A 22395-nucleotide genomic window follows, 5' to 3' on the forward strand; every position below is an offset into this window, starting at 1 on the left:
CTCCTACACCACGCCTGGGGACTTGATCTTGAGCGTCGAAAGCACGAACTCCAGTTCGCGTTTCGCCAGACACGCCCGGGCATGACGATCACGCGCTTGCTTGGCCGCCGCCTTGATATCGGCCAGATCCGATTTGGGAACCTGGAGGCCCACCCGGACCATACCGCGATGGTCCCTCTGGGCTGCGCGATATCGACGGACGCGCTTCGCCGCGGCGGGTTCGGCCATGTCTGACAGGCTCCGTATGGGAAAGTCGTTCCTCAATGTCGTGTACCCGGATCACGCTAACAAGCGCTTCCGGCAACTTCCCCCCTGGACAGCCCCGGCGTTCTTTTCTATAAGCACCTCCCTGCCCCACCGCAGCACGGCGTCCTTGGCCGATGCGGATCATGGCGGCGCCCAGGTAGCTCAGTTGGTAGAGCAGGGGACTGAAAATCCCCGTGTCGGCGGTTCAAATCCGTCCCTGGGCACCATCTTCCATGCACCCTGACAGTGATACCTCGATCCCCATGCGGAAGACGCGCGCGGTTGAGCCGTGCATGCCCCCATGTGGCGCGTACCGAAACCTCCCTGCCCTTTCGCTCGGCTTCAAAGTCCGTCAAACAAACGCTGATCGGACATTCGTTTGCAATCTTAAGGAAAATTATTCTGGTATGCGTATTAACTGGTTCATTGTTGCGCACAAGCTCTGAAATCTTTCATTTTCATATACGAAGAGGCTGGCAATCCCTTTGAGAGTGTGTATGCTTCTCATGTTATAGTCTGAAAGACATGGAGCACGTCACATGGTGAACGAGAATCACATTCAGGCTCTACGCGACCGCCATGCCTCCCTCGACCGACAGATAGAGGCCCTCCAGAAGCAGCCGGGCTCCGAAGACATCGACATCAAAAAACTTAAGTTTGATAAACTCAGGGTGAAGGACGAATTGGCGCGGCTTTCCCGCCACTGAGGAGAAGCACAGGCTTTTCTTCTGCCCTGCGGTCGCCCGGCGAGCGCCAGGCGCCGGTCCGCCGCAGGGCATTTTGCCGCCATTCGACCGCTTAATTCGTCACGGCAGGTTTTACGCTCCTTCACGTTCCCTCAGGATCACGCCGCTCCCGTGCGCGGCCCCAATACTCCCGACCGAAACGCTATCAATCCGACCGCAGCCGCCAGGATTCCAAGGGAGCCCGGCAGCCCCAGCCCTTCGGCGACGAAGCCGACCAGCGGCGGTCCCGCCAGGAACCCGAAATAGCCGGCCGTCGTCACTGCGGCTATGGCGGAACCCGGCGCCATTCCCGGCGTCCGGCCCGCCGCGCTGAACAGGATCGGCACGATGTTGGCGAGGCCCAGCCCGACGAGGCCGAAGCCCAGGACTGCGGCCACGGGATGGTGCAGCAAGAGCGCTCCGCCCAGGCCGGCCGCTGCCAGCAGCGATCCCCACCGAACCATCGCCACCGGACCGAAGCTGGCAACCATGCGGTCGCCGGTCAGCCTTCCGACCGCCATGGCGGCGGAGAAGACGGCGTAACCCGCCCCGGCGAAGGCGGCGTCGGTACCGAGGTCGAGCTTGAGATAGACCGCCGTCCAGTCCGACATGGCGCCTTCAAGCATCAGGATGAAGAAACCCATGGCGCCGAGCACCAGCAGCCGTCCGCGCGGGAGCACGAAACGCGGTCCCCCGCCCGTGCTGATATCGACCCCGTGAGGCAGCAGGAATCGCGCGGAGCCGAGCACCAGGATGAGGCCGCCGGCCGCCGTTGCAGTCACATGGGCTGCCGGGGTCAGTCCGAGCGGCAGCAGGACCACCGCGCTTCCCGCCCCGACCAGCCCACCGATGCTGAACAGCGCGTGGAGCGACGACATGACGGGCCGCCCGATGTTGCGCTCGACCGCCACCCCGTGAGCGTTCATCGCGACGTCCATCGCGCCGTTGAACACCCCGAACAGGATCAAGGCCAGGACCAGGGCCGGAAGACTGGAGGCCAGCAGCAGCGGCGGCGTCGTGAGGCAGTAGAGGAACGCCGCGGTCAGCGTGACGACCCGGCTGCCATGCCGCGCGATCAGCCACCCGGCAATCGGCATGGACACGACGGCCCCGCCGGCAATTCCCAGCAGCGCGAGCCCCAGCGTTCCGGTACTCAAGCCGAGCTTCTGCTGGACGGTCGGGATGTGGGGAACCCAGCTCGACAGGGCGACGCCGTTGACGAAGAAGATCACAGCGACCGCGATGCGGGCCTGGGCCGGTCGCGAGCGGTCCGCCATGGCGAGTTCCTGGGCCATACCCACTCCGCTTTGGCAAATTTAGCTAAATAATGAGAGGCCGGAAAACCGAAACGATGAGCGTCGAATCGCCCGGCTTGTCGGGATAGCCGAAGTGGCCGTTGCGACAAGATCACTGGATACCTGCACGACAACGAATGAAGCGCTTTGAAGTCAGCGCTTCCTCGAAGATTGTACCACTTATGTCACGACTTAGCCGATCGATCGCATGGCAAATAGGCTCGGAGAAACGCCTCCACGGCATCCGAAACGATCCGGTCGACTTCATCCCGAGCGAAATGATCCTTCACGCCGAACAGCACGCTGAAATGCACGGGGGTCTGAAGCATCCCGATGAAATGCTCCGCTGCGCGCCAGGGATCCGCGATGTCAAGTCGACCACGCGCCGCCGTTTTGGCCAGATAGGAACCGAGGCTCTGCCTCATCTGGTTGGGGCCGGAGTTGAAGAAGATCCGGCCGAGATCGGGAAACCTCGTGGACTCCGCCACGACGACGCGGAAGATGGCGACGGCCGGCGCCGACAGGAGCAGGTCCAGGAAGTTGCGGCCGATCTCGCGGAGGGCATCGTCGACCGCCTTCTCCTCCACGCCGGGCGCCCACAGCAGGCTCTGCTGCGTCCGGCACTCATGACTGACGATCGCGGCGAACAGTTCCTCCTTGCCGGAGAAGTGCGCGTAAAGGGTAGCCTTGGAAACGTTCGCCACCCGAGCGATCGCATCCATGCTCGTCGCGCCGAACCCCTGGCTCGTGAACAGCGTCTTGGCCGCGGACATGATCTGCGCGGCCTTCTGCCCTTGTCGGGCTTCGGGGGGGCGGCCATCGGCAGGCGTCATAGGCATGGCATCGTCTCCCATGGGATTGGTCAAGGCACTAAACTAAACGGTTCAGTTTCGCCTTGACAAGCCTTATCGATCTGCTCACCTTTCCGGAAGAGTAGGTGAACTGAACCGTTCAGTTCCACAGCGCCGGGCCGAGCCCCGCGGCTCCGGGGAACGGCGCACTTTGAGAGGTTACGGATGATGCGCAGGTCGGTTCTGGTCGTGGCGGCTCTCCTGGTGCTGGCGGCCGGCGGCTATTTCGGCTGGCAGTGGTGGACGGTCGGGCGTTTCCTGGAATCGACCGACAATGCTTATGTGCACAGCGACATCTCGATCGTCAGTCCGAAGATCGCCGGCTACGTCGCCGACATCCGCGTCATCGAGAACCAGGAGGTGTCGGCCGGCGACATCCTGGCCGTGATCGACGATTCCGAGTACCGGGCACAGGAAGCGCAAGCCGACGCGGCGGTTGAAGCAGCGCAGGCCGCCATCGGCAGCATCGACAGCCGCATCATCCTCGAGCATTCCATGATCGTGCAGAGCCAAGCGACGATCGCGGGCGCGGAGGCCGACCTGCACCGCGCCCGGCAGGATTACGACAGGGTGAAAAGCTTGGTCAGCGGCGACACTGTCAGCCGCCAGCGGTACGACACGGCGGAAGCCGACCTCCGCAAGGCCGAAGCGGCGGTGAACAAGGCCGCCGCAGGCTTGGCTGCGGAGCACGACCAGCTCGGCGTGCTCCAGGCGTCGCGCAAGGAGGCTGAGGCGAAGCTCAGGCAGGCCAAGGCCAACCTCGACCTGGCGCGGGACAACCTGGGCCACACGGTGATCCGCGCGCCTGTCGCCGGCGTGATCGGCAACAAGGGCGTCCAGCTGGGCCAGTACGTCAAGGCCGGTTCCGCTCTTCTCGCCGTCGTGCCCCTGCCCGACGTCTATGTCGTCGCCAACTTCAAGGAGACCCAACTCGCCGGCATGCGGCGCGGCCAGCCGGTCGACCTGTCGGTGGATGCCTTCCCCGGACGGATGCTGCGCGGCACCGTCGACAGCTTCGCGCCCGCCAGCGGTGCCCAGTTCAGCCTGCTGCCGCCGGAGAACGCGACCGGCAACTTCACCAAGGTCGTCCAGCGCATTCCCGTCCGCATCGCCGTCCCGTCCGACAACCCGCTGTCGGGCCTGCTCCGTCCCGGTCTTTCGGTGGAGGTCTCGGTCGACACCCGCGACGAGGGGACTGGGCCGCTGTCGGCCGGCGGTATCTTCGGAACCGCCGCCGCGGCCGAGACGGGACGCAAGTAATGGCGGCCGGAGCGGCTGGAGCCCGGCACGTCACGGCGAAGGACTGGATCGGCTTCTTCGCCATGGTCGTGGGCATGTTCATGGCGATCCTGGACATCCAGATCGTGTCGAGCAGCCTCGCGGAGATCCAGGCCGGTGTCTCGGCGAGCGCCGACGAGATCAGCTGGGTACAGACCTCCTACCTGATCGCGGAGGTCATCATGATCCCGCTGTCCGGCATCCTGGCGCGCGTCATGTCGACCCGCTGGCTGTTCGTCGTCTCGGCGATCGGCTTCACCACCATGAGCATCGCCTGCGCCTTCGCCTGGAACATCGAATCACTGATCCTCTTCCGGGCTTTGCAGGGTTTCCTCGGCGGCGCAATGATCCCGACCGTGTTCGCCACCAGCTTCTCGCTGTTCCCGGCGGACCGGCGCGCCGGCGTGTCGGTCATGATCGGCCTGGTGGCGACGATGGCGCCGACCCTAGGGCCGACCCTCGGAGGCTACCTGACTCAAAGCCTGTCCTGGCACTGGCTGTTCCTGATCAATGTCGGGCCCGGCCTGGTCGTGTCCGCCCTGGTGTGGAGCTTCGTCGATGTCGACAAGCCGGACCTGGGCGTGCTCAAGGGCTTCGACTTCCCGGGCCTCGTGTTCATGGCGCTGTTCCTCGGAACGCTTGAATTCGTGGTCGAGGAAGGCCCGCGCAACGACTGGTTCGAGGATCACGCGATCGCGACGGCGGCGGCCGTGTGCGCCGTCAGCGCCGTGCTGTTCTTCCGCCGCGTCCTCACCTATCACAATCCGATCGTCGGCCTGCGCGCGTTCAAGGACCGCAACTTCGCGATCGGCTGCCTCTTCAGCTTCGTCATCGGCGTCGGGCTCTATGGCGCCGTCTACATCATGCCGCTGTTCCTGGACCGTATCCGCGGCCTGAACAGCCTGCAGATCGGCATGGTCATGTTCGTCACCGGCATGTTCCAGTTCATGTCGGCGCCGGTAGCCGGCATACTGTCCAGGAAGATGGACCTGCGGCTGATGCTGGCGCTGGGCCTCGGGATGTTCGGCTTCGGCGTCTATCTCAACTCCATCCTCACCGCCGAGTCGGATTTCTGGGAGCTGTTCGTGCCGCAGGCGGTCCGCGGCTTCTCCCTGATGATGTGCTTCATCCCGATCAACACGCTGGCGCTCGGCACCCTGCCGCCCGAACAGCTCAAGAACGCGAGCGGCCTCTACAACCTCATGCGGAACCTGGGCGGGGCGATCGGGCTGGCCGCGATCAACACGGTGCTGATCGACCGTTTCGCCCTCCACATGTCCCGACTGTCGGACAACGTGACCACCGCCCGGCCGGGCGTGCAGGACATGCTGGACGGCCTGTCCGGCCGGCTGTCCGGCGTCATCGCGGGCGATCCGGACCGGGCCGCGCTGAAGATCATCCACGGCCTGGTCGAGCGGGAGGCGATGGTCCTGACCTTCAGCGACTGCCTGCTGCTGATGGCCTGCGTCTTCGCCGCCGCGTTCCTGTTCATGCCGCTGGTCCGCAAGCCGCGCGCCGCCGTTGAGGGCGGGCACTGAGGCTGCGCCGACGCTGCATGCTTCATTCCGCCGCAAGACAAGCCACGCGAAAGTGGTAGTATGCCGGCCACTCACGCCGTTCACTTATAGTTAATTTCCTTAACGCTATAAGTCAGCAGCAACAAGCCGATATTCGCCGAAGCAGAAACGCAGGTAAGCCGTGCGACTATTCACGGCCCGCCGTGGTCTACTTCACAGGCAGACGACCTGTTCAGGGCCAGGATGTCGGCAGCGGTCCGATGGACACGCCATCGGGCACCGGCATTCTTTCGGAGATGAAGTGTTATGGCACAGTCCGTGACCCGCGCGCTCCAGGCGATCAAGCGCTATGTGCAGGATCCCGACCAGATCGACCAGGCCATCCTTGCCTCGATCAACATCACGCTCTGTCTTGCCTCCGGCGGAGACGACCGCGTCGCGGAAGGCTTCAACAATGATATCCTGACCAACGGCAAGCGATTCCGCGCTCGCTCGTAATAGGATCGTAAGTCAGGCGGCGCCGCAGGACCACCCGGCCCGGCTCGGCACGCGATGGACGGCGTCGGACCTGACGCGGTGCAGCGGGCATTCCGCACTGCGGCCGGCAAAAAAAAATCCGCCGCTGGCACAAATGGTCGCGGCTCTCTCCGCCCGGCTGCAGTTTCATCGGCAACAATGCCCATAATTTCGCCACACTGATATAATAGCCTGCATAATCTTTCGAGGTGTTCCAGTCCCGGTCAATGGAATCGGCATGATCTGCCGATCAAGCCCTGAACTGGGTCGAGTTCTTCCCGCATCGTGGAAAGAAACGAACACCCGTCAGTGAGGCGTTGGCTGCACAGGACTGCCTCCGCCCTGTTCGGATACTTCACAACCGCAACGGCTCACATCCCTGCCGTTTGGTGCCCGTCTCCGCGAAGTCCGGCTGGACAATCATCGGATGCACGCATCATGCTGCACCGCGATGCCGCAGTGCGGTCGAAGCGGGCGGGTGCCGTTGACTCGGTGGGACCGGCGGCGTAAATCAAGCACGCAAAATAAGAATCCGGGTTTTCGCACAGCCGCGCGCGTCAAGTTGCGGCAGCCCAAGCGAGGATGTCAGATATGTCGAACGGCAGTCGGCCGCTTTCACCCCATCTGCAAATTTACCGACCACAGATCACGTCCGTCCTTTCCATATCGCACCGCGTAACCGGCATCGGGCTGACTGTGGGCACGTTCCTGCTGGTCTGGTGGCTGCTCGCCGCCGCCGCGGGACCGGAGAGCTACGCGCGCGCAGCCGGGTTCATGGGATCGTTCTTCGGCCTGCTGCTGCTTTTCGCCTGGACCTTCGCGATGTGGTTCCATTTCTGCGCCGGCATCCGGCATCTGGTCTGGGACACCGGCTACGGCCTGGAGCTTCCCCAGGTCTATCTCGGTGGCTGGATCGTCGTCGGGGCCTCCGCCGGCCTCACGATCCTGACCTGGGTCGCCGCCCTGATCGCGTGGTGAGGAAGACAGATGGCTAACACAAGCTCCAATCCCGGCCTGCGCACCCAGCTCGGCCGCGTCCGCGGCCTCGGTTCGGCCAAGGCTGGCTCGCACCACTGGATGATGTCGCGGCTGACGTCGATCGCCCTGATTCCTTTGACCCTGTGGTTCGTCTTCGGGGTGCTGAGCATCATCGGCGACGGCCATGCCGCCGCCGTGCAGTGGCTCCGCTCGCCCTTCTCCGCGATCATGATGATCCTGTTCGTCGGTGTGACGTTTCACCACACAGCCTCCGGTATCCAGGTGGTCCTGGAAGACTATGTTCATAACGAATGGGTGAAGGTCGTGGCGATCACCGCGGCGAAGTTCCTGTGCTTCGTCCTGGCGGTGGCCGGCATCTTCGCCGTTCTCAAGATTGCATTCGGAGGCTGAGGCAGCGATGGCGAGCGCCTATCAGATTATCGACCACACCTACGACGTCGTCGTCGTGGGAGCCGGCGGGGCCGGCCTGCGGGCCACCTTCGGCATGGCGGAAAAGGGCCTGAAGACCGCCTGCATCACCAAGGTGTTCCCGACGCGCAGCCACACGGTCGCGGCCCAGGGCGGCATCAGCGCGGCGCTGGGCAACATGGGTGAGGACGACTGGCGCTGGCACATGTACGACACCGTCAAGGGGTCGGACTGGCTGGGCGACCAGGACGCCATCGAGTACATGTGCCGCGAGGCGATCCCCGCGATCATCGAGCTGGAACACTACGGCGTGCCCTTCTCGCGCACGGCCGAGGGAAAGATCTACCAGCGCGCCTTCGGCGGCATGACCACCAAGTTCGGCGAGGGCCGGGCCTACCGCACCTGCGCCGCCGCCGACCGCACCGGCCACGCGATCCTTCACACCCTGTACCAGCAGTCGCTGAAGCACGAAGCCGAGTTCTTCATCGAGTATTTCGCGCTCGACCTGATCATGGACGAGGACGGCGTCTGCCGCGGCGTCATGGCCTGGAACCTGGACGACGGCACGATCCACCGCTTCCGCGCCCACATGGTGGTGCTGGCGACCGGCGGCTACGGCCGCGCCTACTTCTCCTGCACCTCGGCGCACACCTCCACCGGCGACGGCAACGCCATGGTGCTGCGGGCCGGGCTGCCGCTCCAGGACATGGAGTTCGTGCAGTTCCACCCGACCGGCATCTACGGCGCCGGCTGCCTGATCACCGAGGGCGTACGCGGCGAGGGCGGCTACCTGACCAACTCGTCGGGCGAGCGCTTCATGGAGCGTTATGCCCCGTCGGCCAAGGACCTGGCGTCCCGCGACGTGGTGAGCCGCTCGATGACGATCGAGATCCGCGAGGGCCGCGGCGTCGGGGCGAACAAGGACCACATCCACCTGCACCTGGAACACCTGGACCCGGCGGTGATCCATGAGCGGCTGCCCGGCATCGCCGAGACCGCGAAGATCTTCGCCGACGTCGACGTCGCCAAGGAGCCGATCCCGGTGCTGCCGACCGTCCACTACAACATGGGCGGCATCCCGACCAACTACCGCTGCGAAGTGGTCCGGCCGACGCCGGAGAACCCCGACCAGGTGGTTCCGGGTCTGATGGCGATCGGCGAAGCCGCCTGCGTGTCGGTCCACGGCGCCAATCGGCTGGGTTCCAACTCGCTGCTCGATCTGGTCGTATTCGGCCGGGCCGCCGCCATCCGCGCGTCGGAGATCATTGAGAAGGGCGCGTCCCATCGTTCGCTCCCGGCGGGCAGCGCCGACCTGGCGCTGGAGCGTTTCGATCGCCTGCGCCACGCCAAGGGCGAGATCCGGACGGCCGACCTGCGTGCCGAGATGCAGCGGAACATGCAGAACAACTGCGCCGTCTTCCGCACCGGGGAGGTGCTGGAGGAAGGGGTGCAACTGATGCAGGCGGCCTGGGCCAAGCGTCCGCACGTCAGCATCACCGACCGCACGATGGTGTGGAACTCGGACCTTGTAGAAGCCCTTGAGCTTGACAATCTTATGTATCAGGCGGTCGTGACGATGAACTCGGCCGCGAACCGCACGGAAAGCCGCGGGGCTCATGCCCGGGAAGACTACCCGGACCGCGACGACGAAAACTGGATGAAGCACACCGTCGTCAGCATCGACGAGAGCGGCAAGACGACTTTCGAGTTCCGTCCCGTCCATCTCTATACGCTGACCAACGAAGTCCAGGTGTTCCCGCCGAAAGCGCGCGTGTACTGACCTGACGGGCCAAAACAAGGCCGGGGCGGCAACGGCCGTCCCGGCTCCGGGCCGCGGCTGGCGGCGGGCAAGGTATTCGAGGATTTGATACGATGGTTGAGTTCGCGCTACCCCGCAATTCGCGGATCACGCCGGGCAAGAGGGTCTCGAACGCCAAGGGCGCCAAGCGCGCCAAGAACTTCAAGATCTACCGGTGGAACCCCGAGGACGGCCAGAATCCGCACCTGGACGAGTTCGAGATCGATCTCGACAAGTGCGGACCGATGGTGCTGGACGCCCTTATCCACATCAAGAACGACATCGACGGAACGGTCGCCTTCCGGCGGTCCTGCCGCGAGGGCATCTGCGGCTCGTGCTCCATGAACATCGACGGCGTCAACACGCTCGCGTGCCTGAAGCCGATTGAGGAAGTCAAGGGCGACGTCGCGATCTATCCGCTACCGCACATGAAGGTGGTCAAGGACCTGGTTCCCGACTTGAGCCAGGTGTACGCGCAGTACACCTCGATCAAGCCCTGGCTCCAGACCCAGTCGGCCACTCCTCCGGACCGCGAGCGGCTGCAGAGCCCGGAAGAGCGCGAGAAGCTGAACGGCCTCTACGAGTGCATCCTGTGCTTCTGCTGCACCACGAGCTGCCCCAGCTACTGGTGGAACGGCGACCGCTATCTCGGCCCGGCCGTCCTGCTCCAGGCCTATCGCTGGATCGCGGACAGCCGCGATGAGATGACGGGCGAGCGGCTCGACCAGCTCGAGGATCCGTTCCGCCTGTACCGCTGCCACACCATCATGAACTGCACCCGCACCTGCCCCAAGGGCCTGAACCCCGCCAAGGCGATCGCGGAAATCAAGAAGCTGATGGTCGAACGGCAGTAAAGCCGGAAGCTTCATCCCGGCACGGCGTCCAGCGGCGCCAGCGCCGTCTCCGCAAACGGGCGGAGACGGCGCTGGCGCTGTCATCTTTAAGGCCCTCTTCCGGGGGCTTCCGCAGGATGTCGCTTCGTGTCGGGTTTTTGTCGAATGGGCAGTATCGTTTTCGCGCGCATCGGCCTATTGTGCGCCCGCGCCGGGAAAGCGCTTGACCCGCGTGGTTCCGGCGATCACTTATCTCCGCGGAATCTGCTGAACGGACCAAAGGACTTATGGCAAAAGAAGATCTGATCGAATTCTCCGGCACCGTCATGGAACTGCTCCCGAACGCCATGTTCCGGGTCAAGCTGGACAACGACCACGAAGTGCTGGCGCACACCTCGGGCAAGATGCGCAAGAACCGCATCCGCGTGCTCGCGGGCGACAGGGTGAATGTGGAAATGACCCCGTACGACCTCAGCAAGGGCCGCATCACATTCCGCTTCAAGTAACCTGCCGCGTTGGACAGACCGTGACCCTGATGTCATGAAGGTTCCGCCGGCAAACAACACGCTGGTGCTCGCTTCTGCCTCGCCCCGGCGTCTAGACCTGCTGCGCCAGATCGGAATCGATCCGGCCGGCATCGACCCAGCAGACCTCGACGAAACCCCGCTCCGCGACGAGCTTCCCGCCCAGCATGCCGCAAGGCTCGCTGCCGAGAAGGCTGCCGCGGTGGCGCCGCGCCATGCCGGCAGTTTCGTGCTCGCGGCGGATACGGTCGTGGCCTGCGGCCGCCGCATCCTTCCCAAGGCCGAAACCGAGCAGCAGGCCCGCGCCTGCCTGAATCTGCTTTCGGGCCGCCGGCACCGCGTCTATGGCGGCGTCACGCTGGTGCTGCCCGACGGGCGCACCCTCGACCGGGTCGTCCAGACCGCCGTCACCTTCAAGGTGCTGAGCCTGGAGGAGACCGAAGACTACATCGCGTCCAGCGAGTGGCAGGGCAAGGCGGGCGGCTACGCCATCCAGGGACGGGCCGCGGCGCTGGTCCGATGGATCGGCGGCTCCTACAGCAATGTCGTCGGACTGCCGCTGTTCGAGGTTTCCAACATGCTGCGCGGCGTGGGCTTCGTTCCCGCCTCGTCCAGCCCCGTTCCCACGTGACCGGCCCGTCCCGGGGCGTCGAGATCCTGATCGACCGCGCCGGACCTCTCCTGCGGGCCGCGGTGGTCGAGAACGGACGGCTGACCGATCTCCACATCGACAGCGCCGACCGCCCGAGCCGTCTGGGAGAGATCGTCCTGGGCCGGGTGGACCGGATCGTCACCGCCCTGAACGGCGCCTTCGTGGATATCGGCGGCGTTGCCGGCCTTCTGAACAACGCCGACCTGCGCACGGCGGCCCCCACGAGCCGCAAGGCGGCGCGGGCCGGAACCGCCCTGCGGACCGGCCAGCCCGTGCTGGTGCAAGTCAAGGCGGAACCCGGCGGCGGCAAGGGGCCTTCGCTGACCATGGACGTGACCCTGCCCGGCCGCTTCCTGGTGATGACCCCCTTCAAGCCGGGCATCTCCATCTCCCGCCGCTTGGCGCAGGGCGACGCGCGGGGCCAGCTCTCGCAGTTGGTTTCCGAGATCACCGGCGGCCTGGGCGGCGGCTGGATCGTCCGCGGCAGCGCCCTCGGCGCAGCATCGGAAACCCTCGCCGCCGAAGCAGAAGGCTTGGCCGTGGCATGGCGCGCCGTCGAGCGCCAAGGGTCGGCAACGCCTCCGGCCACGCTCAGGCAAGGCCCGTCGGCGGCGATCCGGGCGGTGATCGAGAACGGCGGCCGACCGGTCGCGGGGATCACCGTCTCCGAACCGTCGCTGCGCGACGAACTGGCTGCCTGGGCGCCCGACATGGCCCCGCTGATCCGGACCGAGCCAGACGCCCTGTTCGACCGCTACGATCTCGAGGGCGAGTTGATCCGCCTGACCGAACGGCAGGTCCCGCTGCCCGGCGGCGGCAGCCTGGTGATCGACCGGACCGAGGCGCTGACCGTGATCGACGTCAACGGCGGCGAGCGCCCCAACGCCCTGGCCACCAACCTCGACGCCGTAGCGGAAATCGCCCGGCAGCTGCGCCTGCGCAACGTGGGCGGCATCGTCATCGTGGATTTCATCAACATGGCGTCGCGCGCCGATGCGGAACGGGTCCTCGACGGTCTTACCCGGGCCACCGCCGACGACCCCGCCAGCGTCAATGTCTACGGCATGTCGAAGCTGGGTCTGGTCGAACTCACCCGCGCCCGCCGAGGGCCGCCGCTCGCCGACCTGACCGGCCGATAAGCGCGGCTTCCCGGGCCTGGCCGTCAGCCGAACACGATGCCCTGCGCCAGCGGCAGCGCGTCGGAATAGTTCACCGTCGCGGTCTGCCGGCGCATATAGGCCTTCCAGGCGTCCGATCCAGACTCGCGCCCGCCTCCGGTTTCCTTCTCGCCGCCGAAGGCGCCGCCGATCTCGGCGCCGCTGGGGCCGATATTGACATTGGCGATCCCGCAGTCGCTGCCGCCGGCGGACAGGAACCGCTCGGCCTCGCGCAGGTCGGTCGTGAAGATGCAGGACGACAGTCCCTGCGGCACGTCGTTCTGGATGGCGATCGCCTCGTCCAAGCCGTTGTAGCGCAGGATATAGAGGATCGGGGCGAAGGTCTCGTGGCGCACCGTGTCGGTCTGCCCCGGCATCTCGACCAGCGCCGGCTCGACATAGAAGGCGCCCGGGAACTCCTCGGCCAGCACGCGCCGGCCGCCGGTCACGCTGCCGCCTTCGGCGGCCGCGTTTTCAAGCGCGTGGGCCATGCCCTCGAACGAGTCGCGGTCGATCAGGGGGCCGACCAGCTTCGACTTGTCCAGCGGGTTCCCGATGGGAATCCCGGCATAGGCCTGCCGGAGCCGCGGAACCAGCGTGTCGTAGACGTCGGAATGGACGATCAGGCGGCGCAGGCTGGTGCAGCGCTGCCCCGCCGTGCCGACCGCGGCGAACAGGATGGCGCGGACCGCCAGTTCCAGGTCGGCCGATGGCGTCACGATCATGGCGTTGTTGCCGCCGAGCTCCAGGATCGAGCGGGCGAAGCGCTGGGCGAGACGGGGTCCGACCTCGCGGCCCATGCGCGTGCTGCCGGTCGCGCTGACCAGCGCGATCCGGGGATCGTCCACCAGACGCTCGCCGATCTCCCGGCCCCCGACCAGCACCGAGGACAACCCGGCGGGAGCGTCGCCGAACCGCGCCACCGCGCGCTCGAACAGGGCCTGGCAGGCGAGCGCCGTGATCGGGGTCTTTTCCGACGGCTTCCAGACCACCGGATCGCCGCAGACGATGGCCAACGCGAAGTTCCACGACCAGACCGCGACCGGGAAGTTGAAGGCGGATATCACGCCGACGGCACCCAGCGGATGCCAGGTCTCGCTCATCCGGTGGCCCAGACGCTCCGAGGCGATGGTCAGCCCGTAGAGCTGACGGGACAGGCCGACCGCGAAGTCGCAGATGTCGATCATCTCCTGCACTTCGCCATAGCCTTCCTGGATCGACTTGCCGCACTCCAGGGTCACCAAGCTGCCCAGCGCCTCCTTGTGGGCGCGCAGCTCCTCGCCCAGCAGGCGGACCAACTCGCCGCGACGAGGAGCGGGCACCAGCCGCCACGCCTTGAAGGCTTCCGCCGCGGCGGCGATCTTGGCGTCCGCCGTCTCGGCTGTGTCGTCCTCCAGCCGGCCGATCTCGGTACCGTCGATCGGGCTGCGGACGATGCGGGTGCCACCCTGAAGCAGCTCCGCGTCCAGGTTCAGGGCGGCTGCGATATCCCGCAGGTTCATGGTGTCGGCTCCTCGTTGACCGTAGGTTTGGACGCCACCCTAATACCTGTTAACCAGGTTCTCCAGATACTCCTGCCGGCCGGAGCGCGGTTCCGGCTTAAGGTTCCGGTCGCGGGCCAGCTTGGCGAGGTCGCCCAGCCCGACCCGGCCGTCCAGGATGTCGGCGCCCAGCCCCTCGTTCCAGCCGGCGTAGCGGTCGGCCACGTGGGAGGCCAGCTTGCCGTCCCCGATCATCCGCTCCGCCATCAGCAATCCGCGCGCCAGCGTGTCCATCCCGCCGATATGGGCGATGAACAGGTCCTCCGCATCGATGGACTGCCGCCGCACCTTGGCGTCGAAGTTGAACCCGCCCGTGGTCAGCCCGCCGGCCGACAGCACATGGTACAGGGCCAGCGCCGCCTCCCGGTCGTCGTTGGGGAACTGGTCGGTGTCCCAGCCGTTCTGCGGGTCGCCGCGGTTGATGTCGAAGCTGCCCATCAGGTCGTTGGCGATGGCGTAGGCGACTTCGTGCTCGAAGGAGTGGCCGGCAAGCGTCGCGTGGTTCACCTCCAGGTTCAGCTTGATCTCGTTCTCCAGCCCGTATTTCCGCAGGAAGGCGTGGACCGTGGCGGCGTCGTGGTCGTACTGGTGCTTGGTCGGTTCCATGGGCTTCGGTTCGATCAGGATCGTGCCCTTGAAACCGATGCGGTGCTTGTGCTCGACCACCAGCGACATGAACCGGCCGAGTTGGTCCAGTTCCCGCTTCATGTCGGTGTTGAGCAGGGTGTCGTACCCTTCCCGGCCACCCCACAGCACGTAGTTCTCGCCGCCCAGGCGGTGCGTCATCTCCAGCACCCGCGCGACCTGCGCCGCGGCGAAGGCGAAGACCTCCGGGTCGGGGTTGGTCGCCCCGCCGGCCATGTAGCGCCGGTGCGAGAACAGGTTGGCGGTCCCCCACAGCAGCCTGACGCCGGTGCGGTCGATGCCGTCCCGCATCAGCTCCTCGATCCGGGCGAGGTTGGCGTCACCCTCCGAGATGGTCTCCCCCAGCGGTGCCACGTCGGCGTCATGGAAGCAGAAGAACGGCACGCCCAGCTTCTCGAAGAATTCGAACGCGGCATGGAGCTTCAGTTCGGCGTTCTCCATCGTGTCCGCCGCCTGCCAGGGACGATCGAAGGTCCCGGCTCCGAACATGTCCACGCCGGGCCAGCAGAAGGTGTGCCACCAGCAGACCGCGACCCGCAGATGGTCCTCCATCCGCTTCCCCAGCACCATGCGGTCGGGTTCGTAGTTTCGGAACGCCAGGGGATCGTCGGACTCGGGTCCCTTGAAGGGAATGCGGCCGATTTTGTCGAAAAAGGGCGCGGTCATGGCGAAGACTCCGGCGGATCAGTGGGTGGAAAGGGCTGTCCAGGCCGCGTTGTTGCGGCTGGAATCCACGGCGGCGGAGATGAACCGGACCCCGCGGACGCCGTCGGCGACGGTCGGCACCAGCAGCGAGGCCGAGTCGGGCTCGCGGCCTTCGATCCGTGCCGCGACCTGTTCGGCGATGTCGCTGTAGATCTGCGCGAAGCCCTCCAGGTAGCCCTCGGGATGGCCGGCGGGAATCCGGCTGGCATGCGCCGCCGCCGGGCCGGACCCCGGGCCGTTGCGGGTGACCAGCCGCGGCGGCTCGCCGAACCGCGTGACGCGCAGGTGGTTGGGCTGCTCCTGGTGCCATTCCAGCCCGGCCTTGTCGCCGAAGACCCGAAGGCGCAACCCGTTCTCGTGGCCGGGCGCCACCTGGCTCGACCACAGCATGCCCCGGGCCCCGCTGCTGAAGCGCAGCAGCATGTTGACGTTGTCGTCCACCCGCCGTCCCTCCACGAAGCTCGACAGGTCGGCGGCGATCTGGGTGCAGTGCAGGCCGGTGACGAACTCCGCCAAGTTGAAGGCATGGGTGCCGATATCGCCGATGCACCCTCCTCCGCCGCTCTGAACCGGGTCGGTCCGCCAAGCGGCCTGCTTCTGGCCGGTCGCTTCCAGCGAGACGGTCAGCCAGTCCTGCGGATACTCCACCTGCACGACCCGGAGGGTGCCGAGCCCGCCTTCGGCCAACAGGGCGCGGGCATGCCGGACCATCGGGTAGCCGGTGTAGTTGTGGGTCAGCGCGAACAGCCGTCCGCTCGCCTCGACCGCCGCCGCCAGATCCTCGGCCTGGGCCACGGTCGCGGTCATCGGTTTGTCGCAGATGACATGGATGCCGGCGTCCAGGAAGGCGCGGGCGGCTGGATGATGAAGATGATTGGGGGTCACTATCGCGACGGCGTCGATGCCGTCGGGGCGCCACGCCTCGGCCCGTGCCATCTCGCAAAAGTCGGAATAGGCGCGGTCGGCCGCGATGTGGAGGTCGGCGGCGCTGTCCCGCGCCCGCTGGGGATCGCTGGAAAGGGCGCCCGCGACCAGTTCCCACCGGTCGTCCAGGCGCGCGGCGATGCGGTGGACCGCGCCGATGAAGGCGCCGCGCCCGCCGCCCACCATGCCGAGCCGAAGCCGTCGCTTCGACGCTCCGCCCTGCCTGCCTTCGATCGTCATGGCTGTCCTCCCGCGCGATCGAGGCCGAGCATGCGGCGGTTGGCGGCATCGTCGGTGCCGGCCTCGGCGAAGTCGTCGAAAGCCCGCTCGGTCACTTCGATGATGTGCGCCTCGATGAAGGCCGCACCCTCGGCGGCTCCCTGCTCCGGGTGCTTCATGCAGCATTCCCACTCCAGCACGGCCCAGCCGTCGAACCCGTACCGGGTCAGCTTGGAAAAGATCCCGGTGAAATCGACCTGCCCGTCCCCCAGCGACCGGAATCGCCCCGCCCGGTCGATCCAGGGCTGGAAACCGCCATAGACACCCTGACGCGGCGACGGATTGAACTCCGCGTCCTTGGCGTGGAACATCCGGATCCGCTCGTGGTAGACGTCGATGTAGCCGAGATAATCGAGCTGCTGGAGCACGAAATGGCTCGGGTCGTACAGGATGTTGCAGCGGGGATGGCCGCCGACACGCTCCAGGAACATCTCGTATGTCACGCCGTCGTGCAGGTCCTCGCCCGGATGGATCTCGTAGCAGAGATCGACGCCTGCCCGGTCGAATTCGTTGAGGATCGGCAGCCAGCGCTTCGCCAACTCATCGAAGGCCGTCTCGACAAGCCCCGGCGGCCGCTGCGGCCAGGGATAGAGGTAGGGCCAGGCGAGCGCGCCGGAAAACGTCGCGTGCGCCGTCAGTCCCAGGTTGCCGGAGGCCTTGGCCGCCAGCCGGAGCTGCTCGACCGCCCACTGCTGGCGCGCCGCGGGGTTGCCGCGCACCTCAGGGGCCGCGAAGCCGTCGAACGCCAGGTCGTAGGCGGGATGGACGGCGACCAGCTGGCCCTGGAGGTGGGTCGAAAGCTCGGTCAACTCGACGCCCGCCTCGTTCAGGATGCCCTTGACCTCGTCGCAGTAGGCCTTGCTCTCGGCAGCCTTGGCGAGGTCAAACAGGCGGGCGTCCCACGACGGGATCTGGACGCCTTTGAAGCCATGCTGCGCCGCCCAGCCGGCGATGCCCTCGAGCGAGTTGAACGGTTCGGAGTCTCCCGCGAACTGTGCGAGAAAGATTGCCGGTCCCTTGATCGTCTTCATCTGGTCGGGTCCTCCCGGGAATGGAGCGGACTGTCCGCGAAGCGTAGCCGCTTGGCGCCGTGCCGTTGAATCGGCAACGGACGCGGGGAGGGAACGTTACGGGGATCGCTCCGCTGGCGCGGGGCTAGGCGCGGCACTGGCGTTTCTCCCTCCCGTCCGATGGGGCGGCGACTTGTTTGCGCTCGGTCTCAAATTAGATAGACCATCGAACAAAAATCAGCGTAGCCTAGAGTTTAGGCATGGTCAAGCAGGCGAGGAGAACATCGCCGTGTCAGCCCGGGTCAACTCGGCACTGATTCGTCAGATCAACCTGGCGCGCGTCTTTCACGCCTTGCGGGAGCATCCGGAAAGCTCGCAGCGGGATCTCGGAAAACTTACCGGCCTGGACAAGGCGACGGTCTCGACGGTCGTCGGCCAGCTGCAGGACCTTCGGCTGGTCGAGCGGTCGGAACAGAGCAAGGCGCGCCGGGTCGGCCGGCCCGAGACCGCGCTGTCGATCCCGCGCAGTGCCGGCGTGCTGGTCGGCATCCGGCTGGAACCGGCCACGATCCGGGTCGTGACGACCACTCTCACCGGGGAAGTGCTCGGCCATTGCCAGCTTCCCGGGAGCCTGGACATGAAGGCGGCGCTGGTGACCCTGCGCGAGGCGGTCGACCGGAAGATCGCCGAGATCGGCGAGTCCTGGTCGTCGGTCCGGGCCCTGGGCGTCGGCATACCGGGGCTGATGGACCGTGACGGCAACCTTGTGCTGGCTCCAAACCTCGGTTGGCGGGACGTACCGATCCGCGCCATGCTGGAGGAGATCTTCGACTGTCCGGTCGCCGTCGACAACGACACCAAGGCCGCCGCCATGGCCGAACGGCTGTTCGGGCTGTGCCGCAAGACGGACGATTACGTCTACCTCACCGGCGACTCCGGCGTCGGCGGGGCCCTGGTGCTGGGTGGCCGGGTCTACCGGGGCTCGGGCGGCTTCGCCGGGGAGATCGGGCACACCAAGGCCTCGCCCGAGGGGCGGCAATGCGGCTGCGGCCGGCGCGGCTGCCTGGAGACCTATGTGTCGGAAGCCGCGATCCTGCGCACCCTCAGGGAACGGGGCATCGATGCCGCCGATATTCGCGCCGTGGCCGACATGGCGGCGGCCGGCCAGCCCGAAGTCCAAGCATTGCTGCAAGAAGCCGGTCACCTCCTGGGATTCGCCCTGTCCAACATCGTGAACATCCTCAATCCGGGCTTGATCGTGCTGGGCGGCAACCTCGCGGTCGTCGGTGCCCATATCGTACCCAGCCTGGAGCGGGCGCTCTCCGATCACGCACTCGGCCCGGCGGCGGCGGGCGTCAGCGTGCGCATCTCGCCGCTGGGGGAGGATGCCGTCCCGATGGGCGGCATCGCCCTGGCCCTCGACGGCTTCCTGGCCCCTCCCCGTCTCTCGATGGCGCGAAGCTGAGGCCGGGAGTCACACGGCCATCACTGGAAGAGTGGCCGGCACGATCAGTTCGGCCTCGGCAACCAGCGGAAGCGCAGCCTGCCGCGTAGCGAACCTCCGGTACGGTCAAACTGCATTCGAGTTACGTTATGGGGAACGCGGCTTATTGCCGTGACCGCCGCCGACCTCTCAGTGAAGCCTCTCGGAGCCGGCGTCGAGATCGGTCTCGATCTCCGCTTCCGGATCGTTGGCCTCGACCCGATAGACCCCGCCCAACCAACGGTTCAGGTCCACGTCGGCGCATCGGGGGGTGCAGAACGGTTTGTACTGTGGATCGGCTGGCCGCCCGCAGATCGGGCAGGCCGGGAGCCGGCGCGGCTTTTGGGAAATCTCGCTCATGGGGTGAGAAGTTGTTATGCCCGCCGGAGATTCCAAGACGGCCAGATCACGCGCCGGCCTGCCGTCCCAGCAGGGCTTCCCGTGTCCGCGGCCAGGGCTCCGGCCAGTCCAGCGCCCTCGCCAATTCCAGCAGCAGGGGCGGTCGCAGCCGCGCCCGGGAGAGTGCCTGGCCATCCCCCAGCACGTCGGGCGCCTGCCCCTGGAGCAGCGTCGTGCCCTCGAACAGGATCGCGATGTCGTCGGCCCAGGCATAGGCCAGGTCCACGTCATGGGTCGAGAGCACCAGCGTCATCCCCTTCGCGGCAAGGCCGTCCAGGACGCCCATCAGGCGAGCCACCCCGTCGGCATCCAGGCCGGCGGTCGGCTCGTCCAGCAGAAGCACTTCCGGCTCCATCGCCAGCGCGCCGGCGATGGCGACGCGCCGCTTCTGGCCGAAGCTGAGCATATGGGTCGGGCGGTCCGCCAGATCCCCGATGCCCAGGTCGGCCAGGGCACCGTCCACCCGCCGGCGCACTTCCGCTTCCGGCAGGCCCAGGTTGAGCGGACCGAAGGCGACGTCGCGGGCCACAGTCGCGGCGAAGATCTGGTCGTCCGGGTCCTGGAGCACGAGGGCCACCCGGCTGCGCCAGTCACGGAGCGACCGGCGATCGTATCCCGCCGGCGATCCGCAGACCAGCACGCGCCCGCCGCGCGGCTTCAAGGTGCCGTTCAGGTGCAGGAACAGGGTCGTCTTGCCGCAGCCGTTCGGCCCCAGCAGGGCCAGCTTGCGCCCCCGCCCGACAATGAGGTCGAGGCCCCGAAGCGCCTCGATGCCGCCGGCATAATCGTAACGGAGCGCTTGTACCTCCAGCATCAACTGCCGCCCTGCGCCAGGAGCGACGCCGCCGCGATGCCGAGCGGCAGCGCCGCCCCCGCCGACAGGCGCCGCGCCGAAGGCTTGCGTGCGTCGGCGGGTTGCGGCAGGTCGCCACCGAGGCCGCGCGCCGCCATGCCGATCTCCAGCCGCCGCCCGCGCGCGAGGGAGCGTTGGAACAGGCTTCCCGCCAGCCACCCGGCCGAGCGCAGGCTGCGCCGCGGGCCGTCGTAACCGAGGCGCCCGGCCTGGGCCTGCCGGCCGGTGGCGGCGCAGTCCAGGAAGACGAAGATCAGCCGGTAAGTCAGCAGGATCAGGTCCCGGACCAGCCGGGGCACGCCCAGGCGTCCCAGCAGCGGCATCAGGTCGGCGACCGGTGTGGTCAGGATCAGGAAGACGAGGCAGGAAGTCGCCGCCAGCGACCGCAGCGTCACCGCGGCCGCCGCCTCCGGCCCGCCGGGCGCCAGCCCGACATGAAGGCCGTCCGAAAGATCGACCGCCAGCGCCAGCACCGGCGCGCCGGTCAGCAGGAATCCCAGCGGAACCGCGAGCGTGCCGAGAACGGCTCCCGCCGGCACGCCCGCGCCCAGGATCGTGAGGGCCAGCATGGCCGCGATCGACAGCGGTGCCGTGGGCCAGGGCGGCAGGACCAGGGTCACCAGCAGCATGCCGAGCGCGGGCAGCAGCTTTTCCAGCGGATGCAGGTCGTGCCAGCGGTTGGTCCAGGCGTGGCGGTCAATCGCCAGCATGGAGCTCCGTCCGGCGATCTTCCTGCCGGCCTTCGCGGCGTCCCCGCCGAAGGCCGACATAGTAGCCGAGCAGCCCCGCGCCGAGCGCCGCCTGCAGCGAGAACAGCAGGCTCTCGATCTCGCCGCTGGGCGGCTCCCACAGGGGCTCGAACCAGGGTTGGTACCCGGCTTGGTCGATCAGGTCCTGCGCCTGCCCGTCGGCGCCGGAGAACTCAGCATTGCCGACGAGCACCAGCGGCAGGACCACGATGGCGGCCGCGGCCAGGAGAAGACTTGCGTTGCGACCCCTCATTTCGCCCCCAGCGCCTTGGTTCCGAACGCCAGCGCCGACAGCTCGTCCCGGCTGTACTGCACCAGCAGATTGACGACCACGACGGTCAGGATCCCCTCCACCACCGCGAGCGGCACCTGAGTCACCGCGAAGATCGACAGGAACTTGACCAGCGATCCGCCGAAGCCGGTCGCCGGGTCCGGGAAGGCCAGCGCCAGCTGGACCGAAGTCGTGCAATAGGTCGCCAAGTTGCCCAGCGCCGCCGCCAGGAATACCGCGAGACTCCTGCCCAGCCCGGCGGCCAGGCGCCACACTCCGTAGGCGACCCAGGGACCGACGACGGCCATGGAGAAGACGTTGGCGCCAAGCGTGGTCAGCCCGCCATGGGCCAGCAGCAGCGCCTGGAACAACAGGACGATGGTGCCCAGCACCGCCATCGCGTTCGGCCCGAACAGGACGGCGCCCAGGCCGACGCCGGTCGGGTGCGAGCAGCTTCCCGTAACCGACGGGATCTTCAGCGCCGACAGCACGAAGGCGAAGGCGCCGGAGGTGGCGAGCAGAAGCCTGGTTTCGGGATGGTCATCGACCACGCGCCTGATCCGGCGGACGCCGGCGACGACGAAGGGTGCTGCGGCCACCATCCAGGCCGCGGCATGGAGAGGCGGCAAGTAGCCTTCCATGATATGCATTGAACTCTTAACCCCCTTTTTCGACAAAAGGAGGTGCATGGATGAAGCGCCCACTGAGCACGGTGACAAGGATGCCACCGACCTGGC

General features: G+C 66.8%; 24 protein-coding genes and 1 tRNA gene. 13 read left to right on the forward strand and 12 right to left on the reverse strand.

The features are described from left to right. Window positions 1–3: 3 nt before the first annotated feature. A complete protein-coding gene (locus IGS68_RS14910; RefSeq protein ID WP_201070343.1) occupies window positions 4–228 on the reverse strand; it encodes a hypothetical protein in 225 nt (74 codons plus the stop codon). Window positions 229–397: 169 nt separating this feature from the next. On the opposite strand from IGS68_RS14910, the gene IGS68_RS14915 reads away from it, so the two are divergent. Continuing rightward, window positions 398–473 (forward strand) — tRNA-Phe (locus IGS68_RS14915). Between the two features lie 312 nt (window positions 474–785). Then, window positions 786–953: a YdcH family protein gene (locus IGS68_RS14920; protein ID WP_158045044.1), complete on the forward strand. Its 168-nt coding sequence runs from the start codon at window positions 786–788 to the stop codon at window positions 951–953. A gap of 137 nt (window positions 954–1090) precedes the next feature. Here IGS68_RS14920 and IGS68_RS14925 read toward each other — a convergent pair whose 3' ends face one another. Together IGS68_RS14925 and IGS68_RS14930 are read right to left on the reverse strand one after the other, a co-directional pair. Continuing rightward, window positions 1091–2248: an MFS transporter gene (locus tag IGS68_RS14925; protein ID WP_247880858.1), complete on the reverse strand. Its 1158-nt coding sequence runs from the start codon at window positions 2246–2248 to the stop codon at window positions 1091–1093. A gap of 203 nt (window positions 2249–2451) precedes the next feature. Then, complete coding sequence (locus IGS68_RS14930) at window positions 2452–3105, reverse strand: TetR/AcrR family transcriptional regulator (RefSeq protein ID WP_201070348.1); 654 nt, start codon at window positions 3103–3105, stop codon at window positions 2452–2454. A 177-nt stretch (window positions 3106–3282) separates the two neighbouring features. Here IGS68_RS14930 and IGS68_RS14935 point away from each other — a divergent pair, with 177 nt between their 5' ends. From IGS68_RS14935 to IGS68_RS14980, 10 genes are all read left to right on the forward strand, one after another. Beyond that, the gene (locus IGS68_RS14935) at window positions 3283–4377 is read left to right on the forward strand and encodes an HlyD family secretion protein (RefSeq protein ID WP_371821773.1); all 1095 of its coding nucleotides are present in this window, start codon (window positions 3283–3285) and stop codon (window positions 4375–4377) included. Beyond that, entirely contained in the window at window positions 4377–5933 is a 1557-nt protein-coding gene (locus IGS68_RS14940) for a DHA2 family efflux MFS transporter permease subunit (RefSeq protein ID WP_201070351.1), read from the forward strand. Before IGS68_RS14935 ends, IGS68_RS14940 begins: the two co-directional genes overlap by 1 nt. A gap of 285 nt (window positions 5934–6218) precedes the next feature. Then, entirely contained in the window at window positions 6219–6410 is a 192-nt protein-coding gene (locus tag IGS68_RS14945; protein ID WP_201070354.1) for a hypothetical protein, read from the forward strand. Between the two features lie 609 nt (window positions 6411–7019). Continuing rightward, window positions 7020–7406: a succinate dehydrogenase, cytochrome b556 subunit gene (gene sdhC / locus IGS68_RS14950; protein ID WP_201070357.1), complete on the forward strand. Its 387-nt coding sequence runs from the start codon at window positions 7020–7022 to the stop codon at window positions 7404–7406. Between the two features lie 9 nt (window positions 7407–7415). Beyond that, window positions 7416–7817, forward strand: coding sequence for a succinate dehydrogenase, hydrophobic membrane anchor protein (sdhD, locus tag IGS68_RS14955; protein ID WP_201070361.1), 402 nt, complete (start codon window positions 7416–7418; stop codon window positions 7815–7817). Between the two features lie 7 nt (window positions 7818–7824). Beyond that, a complete protein-coding gene (gene sdhA, locus IGS68_RS14960) occupies window positions 7825–9615 on the forward strand; it encodes a succinate dehydrogenase flavoprotein subunit (RefSeq protein ID WP_201070364.1) in 1791 nt (596 codons plus the stop codon). Between the two features lie 92 nt (window positions 9616–9707). Continuing rightward, window positions 9708–10487 carry a succinate dehydrogenase iron-sulfur subunit gene (locus tag IGS68_RS14965; RefSeq protein ID WP_158045036.1) on the forward strand — a complete coding sequence of 260 codons (780 nt, stop codon included), beginning with the start codon at window positions 9708–9710 and terminating at the stop codon, window positions 10485–10487. A gap of 266 nt (window positions 10488–10753) precedes the next feature. Then, window positions 10754–10972 (forward strand): translation initiation factor IF-1, encoded by a 219-nt coding sequence (infA, locus tag IGS68_RS14970; RefSeq protein ID WP_037452069.1) that lies wholly within the window; start codon window positions 10754–10756, stop codon window positions 10970–10972. Window positions 10973–11006: 34 nt separating this feature from the next. Further along, window positions 11007–11621: a Maf family protein gene (locus tag IGS68_RS14975; protein WP_201070367.1), complete on the forward strand. Its 615-nt coding sequence runs from the start codon at window positions 11007–11009 to the stop codon at window positions 11619–11621. After that, the gene (locus IGS68_RS14980) at window positions 11618–12781 is read left to right on the forward strand and encodes a ribonuclease E/G (protein ID WP_247880859.1); all 1164 of its coding nucleotides are present in this window, start codon (window positions 11618–11620) and stop codon (window positions 12779–12781) included. The genes IGS68_RS14975 and IGS68_RS14980 overlap by 4 nt, the downstream gene beginning before the upstream one ends. Window positions 12782–12804: 23 nt before the next feature. Here the strand turns inward: IGS68_RS14980 and amaB are convergent, their stop codons facing one another. Genes amaB through IGS68_RS15000 form a run of 4 tightly spaced genes read right to left on the reverse strand, consistent with a single transcriptional unit; the run spans window position 12805 to window position 17924 of the window. Continuing rightward, window positions 12805–14301 carry an L-piperidine-6-carboxylate dehydrogenase gene (gene amaB / locus IGS68_RS14985; protein WP_201070373.1) on the reverse strand — a complete coding sequence of 499 codons (1497 nt, stop codon included), beginning with the start codon at window positions 14299–14301 and terminating at the stop codon, window positions 12805–12807. 39 nt (window positions 14302–14340) lie between these two features. Beyond that, window positions 14341–15651, reverse strand: a complete 1311-nt coding sequence (gene xylA, locus IGS68_RS14990; protein WP_201070376.1) for a xylose isomerase — start codon at window positions 15649–15651, stop codon at window positions 14341–14343. An 18-nt stretch (window positions 15652–15669) separates the two neighbouring features. Then, a complete protein-coding gene (locus IGS68_RS14995) occupies window positions 15670–16854 on the reverse strand; it encodes a Gfo/Idh/MocA family protein (RefSeq protein WP_201070379.1) in 1185 nt (394 codons plus the stop codon). Further along, the gene (locus tag IGS68_RS15000; protein ID WP_201070383.1) at window positions 16851–17924 is read right to left on the reverse strand and encodes a sugar phosphate isomerase/epimerase family protein; all 1074 of its coding nucleotides are present in this window, start codon (window positions 17922–17924) and stop codon (window positions 16851–16853) included. Before IGS68_RS15000 ends, IGS68_RS14995 begins: the two co-directional genes overlap by 4 nt. Before the next feature lie 268 nt (window positions 17925–18192). Between IGS68_RS15000 and IGS68_RS15005 the strand changes: the two genes are divergently transcribed. Then, a complete protein-coding gene (locus IGS68_RS15005) occupies window positions 18193–19368 on the forward strand; it encodes an ROK family transcriptional regulator (protein WP_201070394.1) in 1176 nt (391 codons plus the stop codon). A gap of 168 nt (window positions 19369–19536) precedes the next feature. On the opposite strand, the gene IGS68_RS15010 is transcribed toward IGS68_RS15005, so the two are convergent. Genes IGS68_RS15010 through IGS68_RS15030 form a run of 5 tightly spaced genes read right to left on the reverse strand, consistent with a single transcriptional unit; the run spans window position 19537 to window position 22308 of the window. Then, window positions 19537–19746 carry a DNA gyrase inhibitor YacG gene (locus tag IGS68_RS15010; RefSeq protein ID WP_201070404.1) on the reverse strand — a complete coding sequence of 70 codons (210 nt, stop codon included), beginning with the start codon at window positions 19744–19746 and terminating at the stop codon, window positions 19537–19539. 46 nt (window positions 19747–19792) lie between these two features. Next, complete coding sequence (locus IGS68_RS15015; protein ID WP_247880860.1) at window positions 19793–20599, reverse strand: energy-coupling factor ABC transporter ATP-binding protein; 807 nt, start codon at window positions 20597–20599, stop codon at window positions 19793–19795. Next, window positions 20599–21348: a cobalt ECF transporter T component CbiQ gene (gene cbiQ / locus IGS68_RS15020; RefSeq protein WP_201070433.1), complete on the reverse strand. Its 750-nt coding sequence runs from the start codon at window positions 21346–21348 to the stop codon at window positions 20599–20601. The genes IGS68_RS15015 and cbiQ overlap by 1 nt, the downstream gene beginning before the upstream one ends. Next, window positions 21335–21640, reverse strand: a complete 306-nt coding sequence (locus IGS68_RS15025; protein ID WP_201070436.1) for an energy-coupling factor ABC transporter substrate-binding protein — start codon at window positions 21638–21640, stop codon at window positions 21335–21337. The genes cbiQ and IGS68_RS15025 overlap by 14 nt, the downstream gene beginning before the upstream one ends. Further along, the gene (locus IGS68_RS15030; protein WP_201070439.1) at window positions 21637–22308 is read right to left on the reverse strand and encodes an energy-coupling factor ABC transporter permease; all 672 of its coding nucleotides are present in this window, start codon (window positions 22306–22308) and stop codon (window positions 21637–21639) included. The genes IGS68_RS15025 and IGS68_RS15030 overlap by 4 nt, the downstream gene beginning before the upstream one ends. Between the last annotated feature and the right edge of the window lie 87 nt (window positions 22309–22395).

Source organism: Skermanella sp. TT6 (assembly GCF_016653635.2).
Taxonomy (GTDB): Bacteria; Pseudomonadota; Alphaproteobacteria; order Azospirillales; family Azospirillaceae; genus Skermanella; species Skermanella cutis.

Excerpts from the sequence above, each read along its gene's own strand:
- sdhC (WP_201070357.1), top strand. The coding sequence starts at position 7,020 with ATGTCGAACGGCAGTCGGCCGCTTTCACCCCATCTGCAAATTTACCGA.
- IGS68_RS14930 (WP_201070348.1), bottom strand. The coding sequence starts at position 3,105 with ATGCCTATGACGCCTGCCGATGGCCGCCCCCCCGAAGCCCGACAAGGG.
- IGS68_RS14965 (WP_158045036.1), top strand. The coding sequence starts at position 9,708 with ATGGTTGAGTTCGCGCTACCCCGCAATTCGCGGATCACGCCGGGCAAG.
- sdhD (WP_201070361.1), top strand. The coding sequence starts at position 7,416 with ATGGCTAACACAAGCTCCAATCCCGGCCTGCGCACCCAGCTCGGCCGC.
- IGS68_RS15000 (WP_201070383.1), bottom strand. The coding sequence starts at position 17,924 with ATGAAGACGATCAAGGGACCGGCAATCTTTCTCGCACAGTTCGCGGGA.
- IGS68_RS14935 (WP_371821773.1), top strand. The coding sequence starts at position 3,283 with ATGATGCGCAGGTCGGTTCTGGTCGTGGCGGCTCTCCTGGTGCTGGCG.
- IGS68_RS14975 (WP_201070367.1), top strand. The coding sequence starts at position 11,007 with ATGAAGGTTCCGCCGGCAAACAACACGCTGGTGCTCGCTTCTGCCTCG.
- amaB (WP_201070373.1), bottom strand. The coding sequence starts at position 14,301 with ATGAACCTGCGGGATATCGCAGCCGCCCTGAACCTGGACGCGGAGCTG.
- IGS68_RS15010 (WP_201070404.1), bottom strand. The coding sequence starts at position 19,746 with ATGAGCGAGATTTCCCAAAAGCCGCGCCGGCTCCCGGCCTGCCCGATC.
- xylA (WP_201070376.1), bottom strand. The coding sequence starts at position 15,651 with ATGACCGCGCCCTTTTTCGACAAAATCGGCCGCATTCCCTTCAAGGGA.
- infA (WP_037452069.1), top strand. The coding sequence starts at position 10,754 with ATGGCAAAAGAAGATCTGATCGAATTCTCCGGCACCGTCATGGAACTG.
- IGS68_RS14920 (WP_158045044.1), top strand. The coding sequence starts at position 786 with ATGGTGAACGAGAATCACATTCAGGCTCTACGCGACCGCCATGCCTCC.
- IGS68_RS15025 (WP_201070436.1), bottom strand. The coding sequence starts at position 21,640 with ATGAGGGGTCGCAACGCAAGTCTTCTCCTGGCCGCGGCCGCCATCGTG.
- cbiQ (WP_201070433.1), bottom strand. The coding sequence starts at position 21,348 with ATGCTGGCGATTGACCGCCACGCCTGGACCAACCGCTGGCACGACCTG.
- IGS68_RS14910 (WP_201070343.1), bottom strand. The coding sequence starts at position 228 with ATGGCCGAACCCGCCGCGGCGAAGCGCGTCCGTCGATATCGCGCAGCC.
- IGS68_RS15015 (WP_247880860.1), bottom strand. The coding sequence starts at position 20,599 with ATGCTGGAGGTACAAGCGCTCCGTTACGATTATGCCGGCGGCATCGAG.
- sdhA (WP_201070364.1), top strand. The coding sequence starts at position 7,825 with ATGGCGAGCGCCTATCAGATTATCGACCACACCTACGACGTCGTCGTC.
- IGS68_RS14945 (WP_201070354.1), top strand. The coding sequence starts at position 6,219 with ATGGCACAGTCCGTGACCCGCGCGCTCCAGGCGATCAAGCGCTATGTG.
- IGS68_RS14940 (WP_201070351.1), top strand. The coding sequence starts at position 4,377 with ATGGCGGCCGGAGCGGCTGGAGCCCGGCACGTCACGGCGAAGGACTGG.
- IGS68_RS14995 (WP_201070379.1), bottom strand. The coding sequence starts at position 16,854 with ATGACGATCGAAGGCAGGCAGGGCGGAGCGTCGAAGCGACGGCTTCGG.
- IGS68_RS15030 (WP_201070439.1), bottom strand. The coding sequence starts at position 22,308 with ATGCATATCATGGAAGGCTACTTGCCGCCTCTCCATGCCGCGGCCTGG.
- IGS68_RS14925 (WP_247880858.1), bottom strand. The coding sequence starts at position 2,248 with ATGGCGGACCGCTCGCGACCGGCCCAGGCCCGCATCGCGGTCGCTGTG.